Source organism: Arthrobacter sp. SD1074B, from assembly GCF_056780195.1.
In genome coordinates this window covers 3,205,386-3,224,103 of sequence record NZ_JBRAZT010000001.1, presented here as the reverse complement: position 1 = coordinate 3,224,103, position 18,718 = coordinate 3,205,386, and the positions used below count along the sequence as shown (strand labels likewise).

Below are 18,718 nucleotides of genomic sequence, written 5' to 3'. Positions count from 1 at the left end.
ATGAGCAAGTATGCCGGGAATGACGCCGCCGCCCAGTTGCAGGACCTCATTGTGGGGACCGAGAACGTCGAGGACTTCCTGGGGCGCCTCGCGGAATTTGCCGCCTCCACGCTGAGCCATTCGCTGGGCACGGACATCGAATGCGGCGTGACCCTGCAGCGCCGGAAGAAGACCATGACCGTGGCCGGCAGCAGCAGCAACGCCGTCATGCTTGACCGGATCGAGCAAAGCCTGGGCGACGGGCCCTGCATCGAGGCGCTGCGGACCAAGGGCCCCGTGCTGCTGGCCGACGTGGACACCGACCCGCGCTGGCCGGAATACCAGCAGCAGCTCAAGGCGCACGGCTGCCGCAGCACCCTCGGTGTACCCCTGGAGATCGGCGAGGACTCCGCGGCCGCGCTGAACTTCTTCGCCTCCACGACCGGCGTGTTCACCGCTCCGATCGTGGCCGAAGCCTCGGGCTTCGCCGACCTCGCCGGCCGTGCGCTGCGCCTGGCCGTGCGGATCGGCACCGCCCAGGCCCGCGCCGAGGACCTGCAGGCCGCCATGGAACACCGCACCGCGATCGACCTGGCCTGCGGCGTCGTGATGGCGCAGAACCGGTGCTCGCAGCACGAAGCGATGGCCATCCTCACCCGGGTCTCCAGCAACCGGAACCAGAAGCTGCGCGAGGTCGCAGCAGAGGTGCTGAAGAACGTCACGGGTGAGGAAATCCACACCCACTTCGACGGCTGATTTTCCGGCCGGCCGGGCGCAGCCGGGCCTAGGATGAAAGCGATGACCACAACACGCCCCGCCGCCTTCAGCCTCCGCAGCATCGCCGTCCCCGCCTTCGGCCCGGCCCTGCTGTTCAGCATCGGCGAGGGCGCGATCCTGCCGGTGGTGGCACTGTCCGCCCGGGACCTGGGTGCCTCGGTTGCCGTCGCGGCCCTGGTCGTCACGCTGATCGGGCTCGGCTCCTGGTTCTTCAACCTGCCGGCGTCACTGATCACGCTGAAGTTCGGCGAGCGCTGGGCGATCGTCGGGGCCGCTGCGGCGAGCGCCGTCGCCCTCGCCGCAGCCGCCGTCGCCCCGCTGGTGCCGGAGGGCCTCTGGATGCTGGCCGCGTCGATGGTGGTCGTAGGCATGGCCGCCAGCGTGTTCAGCCTGGCCCGGCAGAAATACCTGACCGAGGCCGTGCCCGTCATTCTCCGTGCCCGGGCGCTCTCCACCCTGGGCGGGGTCAACCGGATCGGGATCTTCATCGGCCCGTTCATCGGCGCCGCGGTGATGCAGTTCGGCGGCATCACCGCCGCCTACTGGGCCGGCGTGGTGGCCATGGCCGCAGCCGCGGCACTGTCGGTGACCATCCCGGATCTCGCCGCCGTGCCCGGCCCGGCCGATGGCACACCGGCCCCGCAGCCGACGCTGCGCAGCGTCGCCGCCTCCCACGCCGCGGTGTTCCTGAGCGTGGGGCTGGGGGTGCTGCTGCTCAGTGCGCTGCGCGCCTCCCGCCAGGTCGTCATCCCGCTGTGGGCCGAGCACCTGGGCATGGACGCCACCCAGGCGTCACTGATCTATGGCATCTCCGGAGCCATCGACATGCTGGTTTTCTACCCGGCCGGGAAACTGATGGACCGCAAGGGCCGCCAGTGGGTGGCGGTGCCCTCCACGCTGATCATGGGCACGGCCATGCTGCTGATTCCGCTCAGCACCGGGTTCGTGGGTCTGCTGCTCGCCGCACTCCTGATCGGTTTCGGCAACGGCATCAGCTCCGGGCTGAACATGACGCTCGGAGCTGACTTCTCGCCGGACAACGGCCGCGGCCAGTTCCTCGGCATCTGGCGGTTCATGGCCGACGCCGGCGCCACCGGCGGCCCGGTGCTGCTGTCCGGCGTCACGGCCGCGGCGTCGCTAGGGGCCGGTGTGGGCGCCACCGGCGTGCTCGGCTTCGCCGCTGCCGCCGTCTTCGCGATCACCATTCCGCGGCTCAGGCACCGCCGCAACTACTGAAGGCGCCGGCACCCGCTGCGCCAACTGCCGCACCACATACGCCGCATCCCGGCCGACGCCGCCGATCAGGCCCGAGGTGAGCGCGTACTGGAAGGGCAGGCCGACGAAGTAGAGCCCCGGCACGCCGGGGACGGCGCCCCGCGTTGTTCGTGGCCAGCCCGACGGCGCCCGCTCCGGCCCGTGGACCCAGTCCAGGTTCGGTCGGTACCCGGTGGCCCAGATGACCGTTCGCACCTGGGCCGAACCACCGCCGTCGAAGACGGGACGGCCGTCCGCGGTGCCGGAGAACCGCGGCATCCGGACCACTCCGGCGCGGTCAAGATCCTTCGGTGAGATCCGGATCAAGGGGGCGCCGCGCTGGTGGATGGTCGCCGCAACTTTGCGCCCGGCCGGTGTGCGCAGCGTCAGCACCGAGTGGATGAACTGCCAGTACGCCCCGCCGGCGTAGCGGAGCAGGGGGTCGGGAATATGCGGGGTGGGCCGGCCCGCGAGCAACACCCGGTGCCCGGCCGCGAGTTCCAGGGCAATCTCCGCGCCCGAGGTTCCGGCTCCCACCACCAGCACCTCGCCGTCCGGGATGTCGGCCGGACCGCGGTATTGCGAGCTGTGGAGTTGGCTGATGCCGGGATCCAGCCCGACGGCGGCGCCCGGAACGCGGGGGAGCACGTTCGCGCCGGCCGCCACGATGACGTTGCGCGCCAGCACCGGCCCGCCCGCGGTGTCGACCGCGAACCCCGAACCCGCCGCGGCGACGCGGTCCACGCGGACGCCCGTCCGCACCGGCAGACCGAAGTGGGCCGCATAGTTCTCGAGGTAGGCCGCGAACTCGTCCTTGCCCGGATAGGTGTTCCGTCCCGCCGGGAAGGGCAGTCCAGGGAGGCCGTCGTGCTGGGCGGGGGTGAACAGGCGCAGGGAATCCCACCGGTGCCGCCAGGCCTCACCCACCCGCGGGGCTTGCTCCAGGATTTCGAACCGTAGTTTCGTGCGGGCGAGGTGGTAGCCGGCGGCCAGCCCCGCCTGGCCCGCGCCGATAACCACTACATCAAGCTGCTGACTGTCCTGGTTCATGGCCGCCGCCTCCTTGCTGGGGCATCCTTTTTGCTTATGACTAGAATACCGTTCCAGTGAGTGGAGCGGTAGTCTAGTTTCCATGCAAAAACCGACGCGCCGGGCCATCCAGGCGGCCGGCACGCGGGACGCCATTGTCGAAGCGGCCGGCCGGTTGTTTGCCGCCGACGGCTACGTCCAGACCACCATCGACGGGATAGCAGCCGCGAGCGGGGTGGCAGTCCAGACGGTCTACAACTCCGTGGGCAACAAGGCGGCGCTGCTCTCCGCCGTCCTGGACAGCGCGGCGGCGGGGCCCAGGGCGCAGGCGGGCGTGCTTGACCTCATGCGGGAGCGGACCCGGCACGCGGCCGACCTCGACGCCCTGATCGCCGTGCTGGCGGACTGGTTTGTCGAGGTACACCCCCGGACCGCCGGAATCAACGCCGTCATCGCCCGGGCCGCGGCCGTGGATGACACTGCAGCGCAGCTGGAGCGGGACCGCGGGCAGCAGCGGCTCCGGCGCTATGAGGAAGCCGCCGCGGCGGCCCGGGCGCGCGGCGGGCTCAGCTCCGGAATGTCGGACGCCGAGGCGGCCGCAGCCATCTGGTCGCTGGGACATCCCCAGGTTTACCGTGCCATGGTGCAGGACGCCGGGTGGCCGGTACCGGCCTACCGGGATTGGGTGGCCAAGGCGCTCGCCGCGGCGCTCGGCTAGGCGAAGGCCCCAGGCGGGCAGGACGCCAGCCTCAGGCGGCGGAGGCGGCCCGGCGTCGTCGTGCGGCGTGGCCAAACAGCCACACACCGGCAATGGTGGCCAGATACCCGGTGATGACGATCAGCGAGGTGCCGGCCCAGAAATAGTTCGTGGTGCTGCCCTCCTGGCCCGGTCCGGGCGCGATCTTCAGCAGCGAGTAGGCGGCCACGGCCGCGGAGGCGAGCCCCGCCAGCACCGGGACGGCGACCCACAGCCGGGCCGAGGCCCAGTGGCCGTTGTAGCCGTCCCACACGTTCCAGCGGGGCCCGCTGCGCATGATCAGCCAGCCCGCCGGCAGCATGAAGGCGCCGACCACCAGGAAGGCTGCCACCACATCGGCGGGCCGGTGCCACTGGTTGATCAGCGTGGACACCCCGGTGGCGACGGCGAAGCTGCCGCCCAGGAATCCGACCAGCGGCCGCCAGCGCGGCGAAACCATCAGGAAGACCGCCGCCGCAGCCGAGGCCGCCAGGGTGGTGTGACCGGACGGAAGCGAGTTGAACTCCAGTGTTTCGATCCCGCGGAACGGCCGCACCGGGACCAGGGCCTTCAGGAGCTGGGTGGCGATGTTGGCCCCCGCGGCGGCCGCGACGGCGATGCCGGCGGCTGCCCAGCGCCGGCGGGCCACGGTCACGAAGAGCACCACCACCGACGCGATCAGCACGGAGAGTGCGGGCAGCCAGTCCAGGAGCCGGTTGCTCGCCTTGCCGGCCGCGCCGTGGATTTCGACCGCTTCGACCAGCGCGGACTCGTCGATGAACTGGCCGGTGGTGGTGCGCACGAAGAAGTAGTACGTGGCGGCTAGTGCGGCGGCGCAGCCCACGGTGGCCAGCAAGAAAAGCAACGCGGTGGCCCGGCCCGGGCCGCGGGGCTCTGCGGCGGCTTCCGGGCGCGCCGGGAAGCGGTCCGGGCCGCGGTCCAGGGCGCGGCCCAGATCGCGGGCGCGCACCGGGGCGTCCGCCACCGTGGATTCGTTGCTGCGGGTCGATCGAAAAGTCATCGTGTACAGGTTCCCATAGAACGCTGCGAGCCGCCTGAGGCAGGCTGGTCTGGCAGGCGGGAGCGGCGATCACGGCAGGATTGACCGGCGCCGCGAACCGGACGAGAGTCGTGCCATGAGCAACCCGGAGCCCCGGGGCCCCACCCGGTCGGACGCAGCAGACAGGCACCCGGACCCTGCCTTCCCACTGTTCCATCCGCGGCCCGCGCTGGGCTGGACCGGCGCTCCCGCCGGCCTGTGCTACCTGGACGGCCGGTACCACGTGTTCTTCCAGTACCGCCCAGGGGCGGGGCGGCAGGACCGAAGCTGCTGGGGACACCTGAGCTCCCCGGACCTGCTCCGCTGGGACGAACATCCCGTTGCGCTCCGGCCGCAGCCAGCCGGTCCGGACAGCCTCGGCTGCTGGACCGGCGCCGTGACGGACGACGCCGGGGTCCCCACCGCGGTGTATTCGGCTGCCTCCGGGGACGGGTGTGCCCCGGTGGTCCTGGCCCGGGGTTCCGACGGGCTGAGGGACTGGCGGCAGGAAGGTCAGGTCGCGGCGCCGGTGCCCGCGGACCCCCGCGTCACCGCGGTACGCGATCCGTTCCTGTTCCACTTCCAGGGCCGGCGCTTCGCAGTCCAGGGCGCCGGCCTGGCGTCGGGGCGCGCCGCCGTGCTGCTCTACCGCGCCGACGAGCTGCGCGACTGGCGGTACGAAGGGATCTGGTTCAGCAGCGAGAACGCCCTGGCCGCCAGGTACCTGCCGGCCGACAGCTGGGAGAGCCCGCAACTGGTCCGGGTGCCCGACTCCTCCGGGGCCGAAACCTGGCTCCTGATGGCGTCCCTCCGGCATGCCCCGGACCCGCAGCCTCACCCCGGCGGCGTGGGCTACCTGCTCGGATCGCTGGCGACGGACACGGCCACGGGACTGCCGCTCTTCACTCCGGCGCATGGCGGAAAGGCGGACCTGGGCCCGGATTTCTACGCCCCCCAGATCCTGTCTCTACCCGATCGGGCCCTGCTGTGGGGCTGGGCCGACGAGGTGCCGGGCCCGGACGGGCGCGCCGGCCGCGGCCCGGCGGAAGCGGATGCTGCGGGCTGGGCCGGGGTGCTGACCTTCCCGCGCCAACTGGCGGTGCACGGGGACGCGCTCGCCGTCGAACCGGCACCCGAACTGCGCGGCTACCGGGGAGGGCGGCGCACCAGGGGCGCCGCGGGCACCCTGCACCTGCCTGCCCGGGCGGAAGCCGCCGTCACCGGTGGGGAAGGCCGGATCCGGCTGGTCCTGGCCGCGGCGGCACAGAGCCGGGCGATCTTTGCGGACACCGTGGCCGGCGGGGATGAGCTGCGGATCTTCGTGGACGGTTCGATCGTGGAGGTCTACCGCCACGGTTCTGTGCCGGCGACGGTGCGCGCGTACCCCGTTCCGGGCGAGGAATGGCGCCTGGAACTGCCACATGGCGCGGCAGCCGACGTCTGGGACCTGGAGCAGCCCCGCTCCATGTAGCGCGGCGCCGCGGGTAGAGTACTGCCATGCCCACCAGCCACGACCGCCCGACCCCTTCCGGCCTGAACCCCGGCGGCGTGGAGGAACTCCTGAACCCCGGCGGCGTGGAGGAACTCCTGAACCCCGGCGGCGTGGAGGAACTCCTGGACACCGCCCGGGTGGTGACCCTGCCCATGCGCGTGAAGTTCCGCGGCATCACGCAGCGCGAGGCACTGCTGCTCCCGGGGCCGCTGGGCTGGGGTGAGTTCGGCCCCTTCCCCGAGTACGGGGACGCCGAAGCGTCCCGCTGGCTCTCGGCCGCCATCGAGGCCGGCTGGCACGGCTTCCCGGCACCCCGGCGGACCAGCATCCCGGTCAACGCGACCGTGCCCGCGGTCGCCGCGGGGCGGGTGCCGGAGATCCTGGCCCGCTTCGGCCGGGTGGACGCCGTCAAGGTCAAGGTGGCGGAGCGCGGACAGACGCTCGACGACGACGCTGCCCGGGTGACCGCCGTCCGTGCCGCGCTGCCGGACGCCGCGATCCGCATCGATGCCAACGGGGGCTGGGACGTCCCGCAGGCCGTCGCGGCACTGACCCGGCTGGCCGACGTCGGACTGGAATATGCCGAACAGCCGGTACCGGAGATCGACGGCCTCGCCGAGGTGCGCCGCCGGCTCCGGGCCGCGGGCATCCCGGTGCTGATCGCCGCGGACGAGAGCGTGCGCAAGGAGGAGGACCCGCTCAAGGTGGCGCGTGCTGGCGCCGCGGACCTGGTGGTGGTCAAGGCCGCCCCGCTGGGGGGAGTGCAGCGCGCCCTGGACATCGTGGCGCAGGCCGGCCTGCCCGCCGTCGTCAGTTCCGCACTGGACACCTCCGTAGGGATCCGTGCCGGGCTGGCGCTCGCCGCCGCCCTGCCCGAACTGCCCTACGCCTGCGGACTCGGCACCGTGTCGCTGCTCGCCGCCGACGTCACCGGCGACTCCCTGGTCCCCGACGACGGCGCCATCCGCCTCCGCGACGTCACCGTGGAACCGGGCCTGCTGGACGAATACGCCGCGCCGCCGGAGCGGAGGGACTGGTGGCTGGACCGGCTACGGCGCGTCCACGCCGTCCTGGCAGCATCGACTGCTCCGTAACGGCCCTGATGGTCGTCGAAAAGGGCGCCGCCGGAGCAATCGACGGACTTGGCGGGAACTGAGAGCGTTCACCCGATCGTCACCTGGGGGACGGCTCTGCGTAGTCCGCCGCTGGCAGGGTGGCGGGGACGCATCCCTCTGCTTTGGAAGGTCCCACCCATGTCTGTCTCCTCCGGACGCAAGTTCTCCCTGCTGCCCATGCTGGGCCACACCAAGGGCAAGCGCAGCCCCGTGACCTGTGCGCTCAAGTGCGACAACGCCTGCTCCGGCGAGGTCTGCAACAGCAGCTCAAACGACTACTTCCGCGATATTGCCTCCGCCACGATGTCCCGCCGCTCTGCCCTCGGCTTCGGCGCCGCCGGTGCGCTCGCCGTCGTCTTCGGCAACGCCGTGACCTCCGCGGAACCGGCAGCCGCCGGAGGCCAGGGCCTGTCCGCCGCCGCCAAGACCGGCTTCGGCAAGTCCAAGCTGCAGTTCACCGCCATTGCCCCGGTTGACGCCGCCGTCGACGCGTTCACGGTACCGGCAGGGTACAGCTGGCAGCCAATCATCCGCTGGGGCGACCCGCTCTTCAACGACTCGCCCGCCTTCGACGTGGACCGCCAGAGTGCCGCGGCGCAGGCCCGCCAGTTCGGCTACAACAATGACTACACGGACATCCTGCCGCTGGACGCCAAGGACCGGCGTGCCGTGCTCTTCACCAACCACGAGTACACCAACGAGAGCATCATGCTCCCGGCCGGCTTCGACGCCGCGGAGACCCGGGCCATCGGCCGCGCCGCCCACGGCCTGACCGTCGTCGAGCTGGAGCGCAAGAACAAGAACCAGCCGTGGCGCTACGTCCAGGGCGCCCCGCTGAACCGCCGCTTCCTGAGCGACACCAGCTACGAACTCACCGGCCCGGTTGCCGGCTCCGCCCTCGTCACCACCGTTGCCGACCCGGGTGGGCGGACCATCAAGGGCACCCTGGGCAACTGCTCCGGCGGCACCACTCCGTGGGGCACCATCCTCTCCGGCGAGGAGAACTTCAACGGCTACTTCGTCTCCGCCGGAACGTCCGCCGCGGACAAGCGCTACGGCCTGACCAGCAAGCCCACGGCCCGCCAGTGGGAGCTCGATGACCCCCGCTTCGACACCCGCAACCCCGGCTACGCCAACGAAAGCAACCGTTTCGGCTGGATCGTGGAGGTGGACCCGCAGGACCCGACGTCGACGCCGAAGAAGCACTCCGCGATGGGCCGCTTCAAGCATGAGGGCGCCAACGTGATCGTGGCCGCCTCCGGCCACGTCGTCGCCTACATGGGGGACGATGAGCGCTTCGATTACCTCTACAAGTTCGTCTCCAAGGACAAGTACCGTCCCGGGACGGCCGCGGCCGACCGCCGGCACAACATGACGTTGCTCTCCGAGGGCGACCTCTACGTCGCCAAGTTCAGCGGCGACTCCCCGGCGGCCGAAATCGACGGTTCCGGCAAGCTCCCCGCTGACGGCGCCTTTGACGGCACCGGCGAATGGCTTCCCCTGGTGGTGGGAGGCAAGTCCATGGTGTCCGGAATGTCGGTCGAGGAAGTCCTGGTCTACACCCGCCTCGCCGCGGACAAGGTGGGCCCCACCAAGATGGACCGCTGCGAGGACGTCCAGCCGAGCCTGCACACCGGCAAGGTCTACGTGGCCTGCACCAACAACACGGACCGCGGCAAGACCGGGAAAGAAGGCGCCACCGAGGTCAACCCGCGCACCCTGAACCGCGACGGCCACATCGTGGAAATCACCGAGACCGGGGACCAGACCTCCACGAAGTTCAACTGGAACCTGCTGATGGTCTGCGGCGACCCGGCCAAGAACGCCTCCGCGTACTTTGCCGGCTTCCCGGCCGAGAAGGTCTCGCCCATCTCCTGCCCGGACAACCTGGCCTTCGACTCGGTCGGCAACCTGTGGATTTCCACCGACGGCGCGCCCTCGACCACCGGCTACGCCGACGGGCTCTTCAAGGTCACCTTGGCCGGGCCGGAGCGCGGCCGCGTAGAGCAGTTCCTTGCCGTGCCGCGCGACGCCGAGACCTGCGGACCCATCATCCACGATGAGGAAAGGCACGTCTTCGTCGCCGTGCAGCACCCGGGCGAGGACGGCAGCTTCGAGGCGCAGAACTCCCGCTTCCCGGACTACGTCGCAGCCGGTGCCACGCCGAAGCCGGGCCAGGCACGGGTTCCGCGCCCGTCCGTGGTCCAGGTCTTCCGCACCGACGACTGACCTCTCTCCGCCATACCCGAACGCTCCCTCACGTGTGGCGGGTTTGGGGCCGACGCTCCCTCACGTTTGGGGGTTTCGGGCCGACGCTCCCTCACGTGTGGCGGGTTTGGGGTTGACGCCCCCTCACTTATCGCATTTCGGCAGCGAACGGTGCGGGGGCGTTGGACGGTGGGCGGCGGGATCTGCGGGGGCGTTGGACGGTGGGCGGTGTGATCTGCGGGGGCGTTGGACGGTGGGCGGTGTGATCTGCGGGGGCGTTGGACGGTGGGCGGTGTGATCTGCGGGGGCGTTGGACGGTGGGCGGTGTGATCTGCGGGAGCGTCGGGTGGTGAGCGGTGTGATCTGAGGGGGCGTTGATCGGTGGGCGGTGTGATCTGCGGGAGCGTCCGGTGGTGCGGCGGAACTGATAATTTGAACAGTGTGAATAATCCGGCCGAAATGGTTGTCCCCAGAGTCCAGGCAGCTATTGCCAACGCGTTCGGCGAGGAGTTCCGCCAGACGGACCCGGTGATCCGTCCTTCGCAGTTCGCGGACATCCAGATCAACGCCGCCATGGCCCTCGCCAAAAAGGTCGGGTTGCCGCCGCGCGACGCCGCCGCACGAATCGTGGAGTCCCTGGACCTCGACGGCCTCTGCAGCCTCGTGGAGATCTCCGGGCCCGGCTTCATCAACCTCACCTTCGACGGCACCTGGATCGAGGAACTGCTCAACGCGCCGGAGCCTGCCGGCGCGGGCGCGCGGCCGGAGCCGCAGCACCGCGTCGTCGTCGACTATTCGTCCCCGAACGTGGCCAAGGAAATGCACGTCGGGCACCTGCGCACGACGGTGGTGGGGGACAGCATCGTCCGGGTGCTCGAGGCGCTGGGCCACACCGTGATCCGGCAAAACCACATCGGCGACTGGGGCACCCCGTTCGGCATGCTGATCGAACACTGGCTTGAGGTGGGCGAGGACTCGCCCGAGGCCGCACTGCTGGTCGATGACCCCAGTGCCTTCTACCAGGCCGCCCGGGCCAAGTTCGATGCCTCTGCCGCGGACCCGGACGGGTTCGCCACCCGGGCCCGCTTGCGCGTCGTGGCGTTGCAGGGCGGGGACCCTGAAACGTTCGCCGTCTGGCAGCGGCTCGTGGCGCAGTCCAAGCGCTACTTCAACGCGATCTACGCGATGCTCGGTATCAGCCTCACCGACGACCACATCGCCGGCGAAAGCTCCTACGACGCGCACCTGGCACAGCTGTGCCAGGAACTGGAGGAGCGCGGCATCGCGCGGATCAGCGAGGGTGCGCTCTGCACCTTCCCCGCCGGCTTCACCGGACGGGACGGCGAGCCGCTGCCGCTCATCATCCGCAAGTCCGACGGCGGCTACGGCTACGGCACCACCGACCTCGCCACCATCCGGTACCGGGTCCGGGAGCTTGAAGCGGACCGGGTGCTGTACGTCGTGGGTGCGCCGCAAAACGTGCACCTGCGGATGGTGATGGCCACGGCCCGCGACGCCGGCTGGCTCCCGGAGACGGTGGAGGCCACCCACGTCCAGATCGGCAACGTGCTCGGTGAGGACGGCAAGATCCTCAAGTCCCGGGCTGGAAATCCGGTCAAGCTGATGGCGCTGCTTCAGGAAGCCGTCGACCGGGCCCGGGCCGTTATCGACGCCAGCCGCCCCGAACTCAGCGACGCCGAACGGGCGGCCACGGCGCGGCAGGTCGGCATCGGCGCGGTCAAGTACGCCGACCTCTCCACCGGACACGACACCGAATACGTCTTTGACTTCGACCGGATGCTGGCTCTGACCGGCAACACCGGCCCGTACGTCCAGTACGCCGCCGCGCGGATCCGCTCCATCCTGCGCAAGGCCGGAGTGCTGGAGGAGCACCTCGACGGCGCCGCCTCCGGCACCGCGGCTGCCGCCGGCGCAGCCCGCGCGGGGGCGATCGCCGTCGTCGAACCCGCCGAACGCGCGCTGGCCCTGCACCTGCTCGAATACGGAGCCACCATGCAGAAAGTCGGCGAACTGCTCGAACCGCACCGGCTCTGCGCCTACCTGTTCGAACTCGCGCAGCTGTTCACCTCCTTCTATGACCAGTGCCCCGTGCTCAAGGCGGAGGACACCGTCCGCGAATCGCGGCTGGCGCTCTGCGGACTGGTCCTGCGGAGGCTTTCCAGTGGCCTGGACCTGCTGGGCATCGAGACGCCGGAGAACATGTGAGTCCGGACGGGCAGCCGGACGTGCCTGCGGGCGGGCAGCTGGGCGCGGTCGAGGCCGCGCGGGTGGCTGTCGCGGCCCTGATCGGGGCCGGGGTGCGCTACGTCGTGGTGGCTCCGGGGTCCCGCTCGGCCCCGATGGCCTACGCCCTGGCCGAGGCCGACGCCACCGGCCGGGTCGAGCTGCTGGTTAGGATCGACGAACGCGACGCCGGCTTCACCGCGCTGGGCCTTGCCCTGGCCACCGGTGCCCCCGCGGCCGTGCTGACCACCTCCGGCACCGCCGTGGGGAACCTGCTGCCCGCCGTGATGGAGGCCAACCACGCCGCCGTGCCGCTGGTGGTCCTCTCGGCCGACCGGCCCGAGGAACTCCGCGGCACCGGGGCCAACCAGACCACCGTGCAGCCGGACCTCTTCGGCGAGCACGTCCGGTTCGCCGCCGACGTCCCCGCGGGCGAGAACCCGCTTCGGGCCGTCGAGACCGCGCTGAGCGCCGCCACCGGGGCCTTCGAGGACATCCCGCCCGGGCCGGTGCAACTGAACCTCGCCTTCCGCGACCCGCTGGTCCCGGCGGCCGCCGACGGCCTGGACGACACCTCCGCCCGGCGGATTTACCAGGCGCCCCGGCATCCGTTGGCGCTGGACTTCCCGGCGGCCTCCGCGGCCCTGCCGGAGCGGCGCACCGTGGTCCTCGCAGGGCACGACGCCGGCCCGGTCGCCGAGGCGTTCGCCCGTGCCCACGGCCTGCCGTTGCTTGCCGAGCCGTCCTCCAACGCCCGGTTCGGCCCCAACGCGGTGGGCCCCTACCGGCTGCTGTTGGAGCACTTCGGCCCGGAGTCCGCCCAACCGATCGAACGGGTGGTGCTGTTCGGCCGCCCCACCCTGTCCCGGCCGGTGTCCGCGCTGCTCGCGCGGGCGGACGTCCCGTCCGCCCTGTACCAGCCGGTGCCCGTGGCCTGGTACGAGCCGGGCCGCCGCACCGAACTTCCGCTGCAAACCTTGGCGGACCTGGCCGACTTCGCCGGCCGGGGCACCGCGGCGTGGCTCGATGCCTGGCTGCTGGCCGGTGCCGCCGCCCAGCACGCCCTGGACCTGCTGCTCTCCGGCGCCGCCGCGGACGCCCCAGCCTCCGGCCCAGCGGTGGGCGCGCTGGTGTGGGAGCACACCCGCGGGCAGCTTGTCCTGGGCTCCTCCAACGGGATCCGCGACGTCGACCTCGCTGGTGCACCGCCGCCGGAACCCCGGGCCACCGTCTTCGCCAACCGGGGCCTGGCCGGGATCGACGGCACCCTCGCGACGGCCACCGGCATCGCCATCGGCGGCCGGCAGGAAACCACCGTGCTGCTGGGCGACGTGACCTTCCTGCACGACGCCGGCGGACTGCTGCTGGGCGCGGGGGAGGCCGTTCCGGCGCTGCGGATCGTGGTCCTCAACGACGCCGGCGGTGCCATCTTCGGGCTCCTGGAGCATGGCGCCGTCGAGCAGTCCGGCCGCTACGGCACTGCCGTCGAGCGTCTCTTCGGCACCCCGCACGCAGTGGACCTTGCCGCCCTCGCCGCCGCGTACGGCGTCGGGCACCGCGCGGTCAGCACGGCGGCGGACCTCGCCGCGGCACTGGCGGAACCCGTTCAGGGCCGCAGCATCATCGAAGTGCGGACCGAGCGGCACGGCCTGCGCGAACTGCACGGCCGCATCCGCGCCGCCGTCGCCGCTGCCGTGGCCGGGGTCCTGGGCCGGTAGCCTGCGGTTTCCGCTACGCAACCGCGTTTACGCTACGAAAAAGGACAGCCGCTACGTGGATCCACGTAGCGGCTGTCCGAAATCGGAGCGGAAAGGCTTACTCCGCGATATCGATATGCGTCGGGTCCAGGACGCGCCGGAGGAATTCCTTGGTGCGCGGCTGGGTGGGGGCGCCGATGACCTGCTCAGCAGGGCCTTCCTCCACCACCACGCCGCCGTCCATGAAGACCACGCGGTCCGCGACTTCGCGGGCGAAGCCCATCTCGTGGGTCACCACCAGCATGGTCATGCCTTCTTTGGCCAGGTTCCGCATGACGGCGAGCACGTCGCCCACTGTCTCCGGGTCCAGGGCCGAGGTCGGCTCGTCGAAGAGCATCAGCTCGGGGTCCATGCTCAGCGCCCGGGCAATGGCCACACGCTGCTGCTGGCCGCCGGAGAGCTGGTCCGGGAACCGATCCGCGAGGTGGTCCAGGCCCACGCGGGCCAGGTTCTTCCGGGCCACGTCCGAGGCGTCAGCCTGGCTGCGCTTGAGCACCTTGGTCTGCGCGATCGTGCAGTTCTGCAGCGCGCTCAGGTGCGGGAAGAGGTTGAACTGCTGGAACACCATGCCGACCTTGCGGCGCATTTTGTCGATGTCCACGTCCGGGTCGGTCGATTCGAACCCGCCGACATGGATGGTGCCCACGTTAGGCTGCTCAAGCAGGTTCACACAGCGCAGGAGGGTGGACTTGCCGGAGCCGGAGGGTCCGATCAGGCACACCACTTCGCCGGGAGCGACCTCGAGGTCGATGCCCTTCAGGACCTCGTTGGAGCCGTATGACTTTCGGAGCTCCTTGACGGACACCCCGGCGGCCTGGATCTGCCTCGCAGCTGCCGATGACGTTGATTCAGTCATGGTGAGCCCTAGCCCTTCGTCTTGGCGGTTCGGGATTCAAAGCGGCGGGCCAGAATTCCGAGCGGAACGGTGATGATCAGGTAGCAGGCGCCGGCGATGACGAGCGGGGTCAGGCCGGCGTTCGGCTGCGTGATGCCGTCGCGGCCGAACTTGGTGAGCTCGTACTGCGATGCCGCCAGGCCCAACAGGTAGACCAGGGAGGAGTCTTTGGTCAGCAGGATGACCTCGTTGGTCAGCGGCGGCAGCACGATCTTGAACGCCTGCGGAATCACGATCGAGACCATGGCCCGCCAGTGCGGCATGCCCAGCGAACGGGCCGCCTCGAGCTGCCCCTTGGGCACGGCCTGCAGGCCGGCGCGCAGGGTCTCGGCGATGTAGGCCGCAGCCACCATGCCCAGTGCCAGCATGACCGTGATGTAAATGTCGAAGCGGACGCCGAACGCCGTCGGGATACCGAAGCCGAAGGCAATGAAGACCAGCAGGGCCGGGACACCGCGGAAGAACTCGATGTACAGCGTGGCGATCCAGCGCCACACCGCCACGGAGGAGAGCTTCATCAGCGCCAGCAGCAGGCCGCCGGAGAGGCCCACCACAAAGCTCAGCGCCGTGTAGATCAGGGTGTTCTTCAGCGCCAGGGTGATGATCTCCGGGAACTGCTTGACCGCGGAGTCCCAGTTGAAGAACGCCTTGCCGATGGAGGCCCAGTCGGCGAAGAGGATGAACAGGACGACGGCGAGTGCCAGCAGTCCGTACTGAACGGACCGGCTCACGCGGGCCCGTTGGCGAACAGTCAGTGCCATGTGATTTGCCTTTTACATGTTGCTGGGCGGTTCCGGGTCAGGAACTGGCCGGAGCCAACGACTGATCCGGAACCGCCCTGCTGTGGTCGGTCCGGGCTGGTGGGTTACTTGGCGGCTTCGCCGAACCAGGTGGTCTTGAGCTTGGCGATGGTGCCGTCGTCCGCAAGCCGCTTGAGGGTCTTGTTGACCGAGTCGGTCATGGCCTTGTTGTCCTTCTTGACCGCGACGCCGAGCTGCTCGCCGGTCTTGTAGGTTTCGGCGAACACCAGGGAGTCGTCGCCCTTGGCCGCGAAGCCGAGCACGGACTGGTTGTTGATGGCCGCGTCGACGCCGCCGGTCTTGATCGCCTGGATCAGCAGGCCGGTGTTCTCGTACTGGATCGTCTCCAGGCCCTTGGACTTGGCGTACTCCTCGCCGGTGGTGCCCTGCTGGACGCCGACCTTTTTGCCCTTGAGGTCGGCCAGGTTCTTCAACCCGGACGCCTTGGTCACCAGCAGCGAGAGGTCATCGTCGAGGTACGGGGTGGAGAAGTCCATCACGGTCTTGCGCGCATCGGTGATGGAGATGCCCGAGACGGCGACATCGCACTGGTTGGTGTTCAGGGCCTGGCCCGACTGGATGCCTTCGAAGGCCACCGTGAGGACATTCGGCTCGACCTTGAGGTCCTTGGCAATCTCTGAGGCCAGGTCCATGTCGAAACCGACGTTCTTGCCGTCCTTGACGAATTCGAATGGCTCGTAGGGGATGTCCGAGCAGACGGTGAGCTTGCCGGCTTCGATCAGCTTGACGCCGGAATCGGTGGTCGTGGAGCCGCCGGAGGAGCTGCAGCCGGTGAGGGCGAGGGCGCCGACAGCGACCAGGGCTGCCGCCTTGGCCGCGGAGCCGGCCAGGAAGGAACGGGAGATCAGCATTTCTTTACCTTTTGTTGCAGGGGCATGCGTGACAAAACGGCTTTTAGTCTATCGCCGAATAAGAGATGTGCATCACAGGAAACTAAGTTTCACTATTGGATAACTATTGTCGAGCAAATATCAAGAGGCCGCGCCCGGCGGCTGTCTGTAATTTCGGATTCGCCCCGGCGGGAGCCGACGTCTGGCCGCCCGGACCCGGGCGCTGACCCGGCAGCCCGAGGGGCGTCAGCTGCTGATGCCGAGGGACTCCAACATCGGCCGGAACTTCGCCCAGGTCTCGGCAAGTTCGGCTTCGGGCACGGACCCCTCCACCACGCCGCAGCCGGCGTAGAGCCGGACCGTGTCCGGTCCTTCGATGACCGCGCCGCGCAGGGCGATGCCCCATTCGCCGTTGCCGGCGGCGTCGAGCCAGCCGACCGGTCCGGCGTACGGGCCGCGGTCCAGGTGTTCGAGTTTGCGGATGAGGGCACCGGCCACGGTGGTGGGAGTGCCGCAGACGGCGGCGGTGGGGTGGAGCGCGTTGATCAGGGCCAGGCACGTGGGCACGTGGCCCTCCACCTCGGTCAGTTCAGCCTTCACGTCCGAGGCCAGGTGCCAGACGTTCGGCAGTTCCAGGATGAACGGCTCGCTGTGTGCGGTCATGGCCTCGGAGAACGGCGCCAGCTGGGTGGTGAGCGACTGGATGGCGATGTCATGCTCATGCCGCTGCTTCTCGGACCCGGCGAGCACCCGTTCGGCGAACTCCATCGGCGAGCCTGCCATGCCTTCGGCGTCGCGGCGGTCCAGGGTGCCGGCCAGGACGCGTGCCTGCGCCGTGCGGCCCTCCACCTGGATCAGCATCTCGGGGGTGGAACCGACCAGGCCGTCCACGCCATAGGTCCAGCACTCGCGGTAGCGCACTGCGAGCTCGCGCAGGATCTGGGCGGCGTTCACCCCGTCGGGTACGGTGGCGACAATATCCCTGGCCAGCACCAGCTTTTCCAGCGCGCCGGTGCGGATCTCGGCGACGCCCTCGGCGACGGCGGCCATCCAGTCCGCCTCGCTGAGCGAACCGGTGCTGAGCTTGGCTTCCCGTTTTGCCTGCTGGTCCGGCGCTGACGAGGCCGTCCAGGCCGGCGCCGGGCCGTCCGAAGCGGACGCCGTCCGGTCAAGCGCGGCGGCCGTCGCTGGACCGTCCTCAGCTGCGGCGCCGTCCACGTCCAGCCAGCGGCGGAGGGCGGCGCGGGCGCCCGCCTCGGTGAGCTCGTCGTCGTCGAACGTGAGCTGCGTGAGCCAGGCGTTGCCGTCACGCAGGCCCACCACGATTTCGGGGACGATCAGCCTGGAGGCGTGTGCGGAAACTTTGGAGAAGGCGAAGGAGCCAAAGGCCACCGGGCCCGTTCCCGGGCCGCCGACCGCGTCGGTGATCTCCGCCTCGAGGACCAGGTGCCGCCACCAAATGTCCGCTTCGAGGAACCGCTCGGGGCCGGTGGCGCTGAACCGGGCCACCTCTCCGAAGCCCACCAGGCCGGCCTCGCGGCGCGTCCAGCAGAGCAAGTCGTCACGAACCAGGAACGACGGCAGGCCCCCGGGGAACGAATCGGCATCGAGGGGGACAGTCAGAGTCCTGATAATTCGGGAACGGAACGCGCTGGTCATGATGAGACAACACTACTCCCGGAGTGCGCCGCGCCCCGGCCGGGCCGGTGGTTAGGGGGTGGGTCGAAGATTTGAGACAATAACGGGGTGAACCGAGCATCCTTGGATAAGCGTCCGGACGAAGTAGCCACGATGTTTGACGACGTCGCACCCAAATACGACGTCGTCAATGACGTCCTGTCCATGGGACAGACGCGCCGCTGGCGCCGGATCGTCGTCGAAGCCATGGATGTAAAGCCGGGCCAGCGCGTGCTGGACCTGGCCGCGGGAACCGGCACGTCCAGCGAGCCGTACGCCGACGCCGGCATCGACGTGATCGCCTGCGACTTCTCCCTGGGCATGCTCAAGGTCGGCAAGCGCCGCCGTCCGGACATCGATTTCATCGCCGGTGACGCCACCCGCCTGCCCTTCGCGGACAACACCTTCGACGCCAGCACCATCTCCTTCGGCCTGCGCAACGTCAACGAGCCCAAGAAGGCCCTCGCCGAGATGCTCCGGGTCACCAAGCCCGGCGGCCGGCTGGTCATCGCCGAGTTCTCCCAGCCGGTGGTGCCGCTGTGGCGGACCATGTACACCGAGTACCTGATGCGCGCGCTGCCCGCCATCGCCGTGAAGGTCTCCTCCAACCCGGACGCCTACGTCTATCTCGCGGAATCCATCCGCGCCTGGCCGGACCAGGACCACCTGGCCGCCTGGCTGCAGGAAGCGGGCTGGGAGTCTGTTACCTACCGCAACCTCAGCGGCGGGATCGTCGCTGTCCACCGCGCCCAGAAGCCGGCAGGCCCGGCAGCCGGCCCTGCCGCGGGCGCCGCGGCCCTGGCCAACCACACCGGCCCCGTGGCCAAGCTGCGTCGCAACATCACCCGGCCTGAACGTTAGCCGA

15 protein-coding genes are annotated in these 18,718 nt (G+C 70.1%); 9 read left to right on the top strand and 6 right to left on the bottom strand.

The window, feature by feature from the left end:
- Together ACUYM2_RS14975 and ACUYM2_RS14970 are read left to right on the top strand one after the other, a co-directional pair.
- Positions 1-735: a GAF and ANTAR domain-containing protein gene (locus ACUYM2_RS14975; RefSeq protein WP_481600760.1), complete on the top strand. Its 735-nt coding sequence runs from the start codon at positions 1-3 to the stop codon at positions 733-735.
- 42 nt (positions 736-777) lie between these two features.
- Positions 778-1,992, top strand: coding sequence for an MFS transporter (locus ACUYM2_RS14970; protein WP_481600759.1), 1,215 nt, complete (start codon positions 778-780; stop codon positions 1,990-1,992).
- Here the strand turns inward: ACUYM2_RS14970 and ACUYM2_RS14965 are convergent.
- Positions 1,894-3,060: a flavin-containing monooxygenase gene (locus tag ACUYM2_RS14965; protein ID WP_481600758.1), complete on the bottom strand. Its 1,167-nt coding sequence runs from the start codon at positions 3,058-3,060 to the stop codon at positions 1,894-1,896. The two genes, ACUYM2_RS14970 and ACUYM2_RS14965, sit on opposite strands and share 99 nt — an antisense overlap.
- Before the next feature lie 82 nt (positions 3,061-3,142).
- Here ACUYM2_RS14965 and ACUYM2_RS14960 point away from each other — a divergent pair, with 82 nt between their 5' ends.
- On the top strand, positions 3,143-3,757 hold the full coding sequence (locus ACUYM2_RS14960; RefSeq protein ID WP_481600757.1) for a TetR/AcrR family transcriptional regulator: 615 nt from the start codon (positions 3,143-3,145) through the stop codon (positions 3,755-3,757).
- A 31-nt stretch (positions 3,758-3,788) separates the two neighbouring features.
- Here ACUYM2_RS14960 and ACUYM2_RS14955 read toward each other — a convergent pair whose 3' ends face one another.
- Positions 3,789-4,796: a phosphatase PAP2 family protein gene (locus ACUYM2_RS14955; RefSeq protein ID WP_481600756.1), complete on the bottom strand. Its 1,008-nt coding sequence runs from the start codon at positions 4,794-4,796 to the stop codon at positions 3,789-3,791.
- Positions 4,797-4,911: 115 nt separating this feature from the next.
- Here ACUYM2_RS14955 and ACUYM2_RS14950 point away from each other — a divergent pair, with 115 nt between their 5' ends.
- The 5 genes from ACUYM2_RS14950 to menD all read left to right on the top strand — a co-directional run bounded on the left by ACUYM2_RS14950 (position 4,912) and on the right by menD (position 13,591).
- Positions 4,912-6,285, top strand: coding sequence for a glycoside hydrolase family 32 protein (locus tag ACUYM2_RS14950; RefSeq protein WP_481600755.1), 1,374 nt, complete (start codon positions 4,912-4,914; stop codon positions 6,283-6,285).
- A gap of 26 nt (positions 6,286-6,311) precedes the next feature.
- Positions 6,312-7,400, top strand: a complete 1,089-nt coding sequence (locus tag ACUYM2_RS14945; protein WP_481600754.1) for an o-succinylbenzoate synthase — start codon at positions 6,312-6,314, stop codon at positions 7,398-7,400.
- Between the two features lie 159 nt (positions 7,401-7,559).
- The gene (locus tag ACUYM2_RS14940) at positions 7,560-9,650 is read left to right on the top strand and encodes a PhoX family protein (protein ID WP_481600753.1); all 2,091 of its coding nucleotides are present in this window, start codon (positions 7,560-7,562) and stop codon (positions 9,648-9,650) included.
- Between the two features lie 438 nt (positions 9,651-10,088).
- Positions 10,089-11,855 carry an arginine--tRNA ligase gene (gene argS, locus ACUYM2_RS14935; RefSeq protein ID WP_481600752.1) on the top strand — a complete coding sequence of 589 codons (1,767 nt, stop codon included), beginning with the start codon at positions 10,089-10,091 and terminating at the stop codon, positions 11,853-11,855.
- The gene (gene menD / locus ACUYM2_RS14930) at positions 11,852-13,591 is read left to right on the top strand and encodes a 2-succinyl-5-enolpyruvyl-6-hydroxy-3-cyclohexene-1-carboxylic-acid synthase (RefSeq protein WP_481600751.1); all 1,740 of its coding nucleotides are present in this window, start codon (positions 11,852-11,854) and stop codon (positions 13,589-13,591) included. The genes argS and menD overlap by 4 nt, the downstream gene beginning before the upstream one ends.
- A gap of 97 nt (positions 13,592-13,688) precedes the next feature.
- Here the strand turns inward: menD and ACUYM2_RS14925 are convergent, their stop codons facing one another.
- The 4 genes from ACUYM2_RS14925 to ACUYM2_RS14910 form a co-directional block, all read right to left on the bottom strand.
- Positions 13,689-14,486: an amino acid ABC transporter ATP-binding protein gene (locus ACUYM2_RS14925; RefSeq protein WP_481600750.1), complete on the bottom strand. Its 798-nt coding sequence runs from the start codon at positions 14,484-14,486 to the stop codon at positions 13,689-13,691.
- A gap of 8 nt (positions 14,487-14,494) precedes the next feature.
- A complete protein-coding gene (locus ACUYM2_RS14920; protein ID WP_481600749.1) occupies positions 14,495-15,286 on the bottom strand; it encodes an amino acid ABC transporter permease in 792 nt (263 codons plus the stop codon).
- A gap of 104 nt (positions 15,287-15,390) precedes the next feature.
- Complete coding sequence (locus ACUYM2_RS14915; protein WP_481600748.1) at positions 15,391-16,197, bottom strand: ABC transporter substrate-binding protein; 807 nt, start codon at positions 16,195-16,197, stop codon at positions 15,391-15,393.
- A gap of 225 nt (positions 16,198-16,422) precedes the next feature.
- Positions 16,423-17,835 carry an isochorismate synthase gene (locus ACUYM2_RS14910; protein ID WP_481600747.1) on the bottom strand — a complete coding sequence of 471 codons (1,413 nt, stop codon included), beginning with the start codon at positions 17,833-17,835 and terminating at the stop codon, positions 16,423-16,425.
- A gap of 87 nt (positions 17,836-17,922) precedes the next feature.
- Here ACUYM2_RS14910 and ACUYM2_RS14905 point away from each other — a divergent pair, with 87 nt between their 5' ends.
- On the top strand, positions 17,923-18,714 hold the full coding sequence (locus ACUYM2_RS14905; protein ID WP_481600746.1) for a demethylmenaquinone methyltransferase: 792 nt from the start codon (positions 17,923-17,925) through the stop codon (positions 18,712-18,714).
- The last annotated feature ends 4 nt before the right edge of the window (positions 18,715-18,718 follow it).

Excerpts from the sequence above, each read along its gene's own strand:
- ACUYM2_RS14965 (WP_481600758.1), bottom strand. The coding sequence starts at position 3,060 with ATGAACCAGGACAGTCAGCAGCTTGATGTAGTGGTTATCGGCGCGGGC.
- ACUYM2_RS14950 (WP_481600755.1), top strand. The coding sequence starts at position 4,912 with ATGAGCAACCCGGAGCCCCGGGGCCCCACCCGGTCGGACGCAGCAGAC.
- ACUYM2_RS14940 (WP_481600753.1), top strand. The coding sequence starts at position 7,560 with ATGTCTGTCTCCTCCGGACGCAAGTTCTCCCTGCTGCCCATGCTGGGC.
- ACUYM2_RS14910 (WP_481600747.1), bottom strand. The coding sequence starts at position 17,835 with ATGACCAGCGCGTTCCGTTCCCGAATTATCAGGACTCTGACTGTCCCC.
- ACUYM2_RS14970 (WP_481600759.1), top strand. The coding sequence starts at position 778 with ATGACCACAACACGCCCCGCCGCCTTCAGCCTCCGCAGCATCGCCGTC.
- ACUYM2_RS14925 (WP_481600750.1), bottom strand. The coding sequence starts at position 14,486 with ATGACTGAATCAACGTCATCGGCAGCTGCGAGGCAGATCCAGGCCGCC.
- ACUYM2_RS14955 (WP_481600756.1), bottom strand. The coding sequence starts at position 4,796 with ATGACTTTTCGATCGACCCGCAGCAACGAATCCACGGTGGCGGACGCC.
- ACUYM2_RS14920 (WP_481600749.1), bottom strand. The coding sequence starts at position 15,286 with ATGGCACTGACTGTTCGCCAACGGGCCCGCGTGAGCCGGTCCGTTCAG.
- ACUYM2_RS14960 (WP_481600757.1), top strand. The coding sequence starts at position 3,143 with ATGCAAAAACCGACGCGCCGGGCCATCCAGGCGGCCGGCACGCGGGAC.
- ACUYM2_RS14945 (WP_481600754.1), top strand. The coding sequence starts at position 6,312 with ATGCCCACCAGCCACGACCGCCCGACCCCTTCCGGCCTGAACCCCGGC.
- ACUYM2_RS14915 (WP_481600748.1), bottom strand. The coding sequence starts at position 16,197 with ATGCTGATCTCCCGTTCCTTCCTGGCCGGCTCCGCGGCCAAGGCGGCA.
- ACUYM2_RS14975 (WP_481600760.1), top strand. The coding sequence starts at position 1 with ATGAGCAAGTATGCCGGGAATGACGCCGCCGCCCAGTTGCAGGACCTC.
- argS (WP_481600752.1), top strand. The coding sequence starts at position 10,089 with ATGGTTGTCCCCAGAGTCCAGGCAGCTATTGCCAACGCGTTCGGCGAG.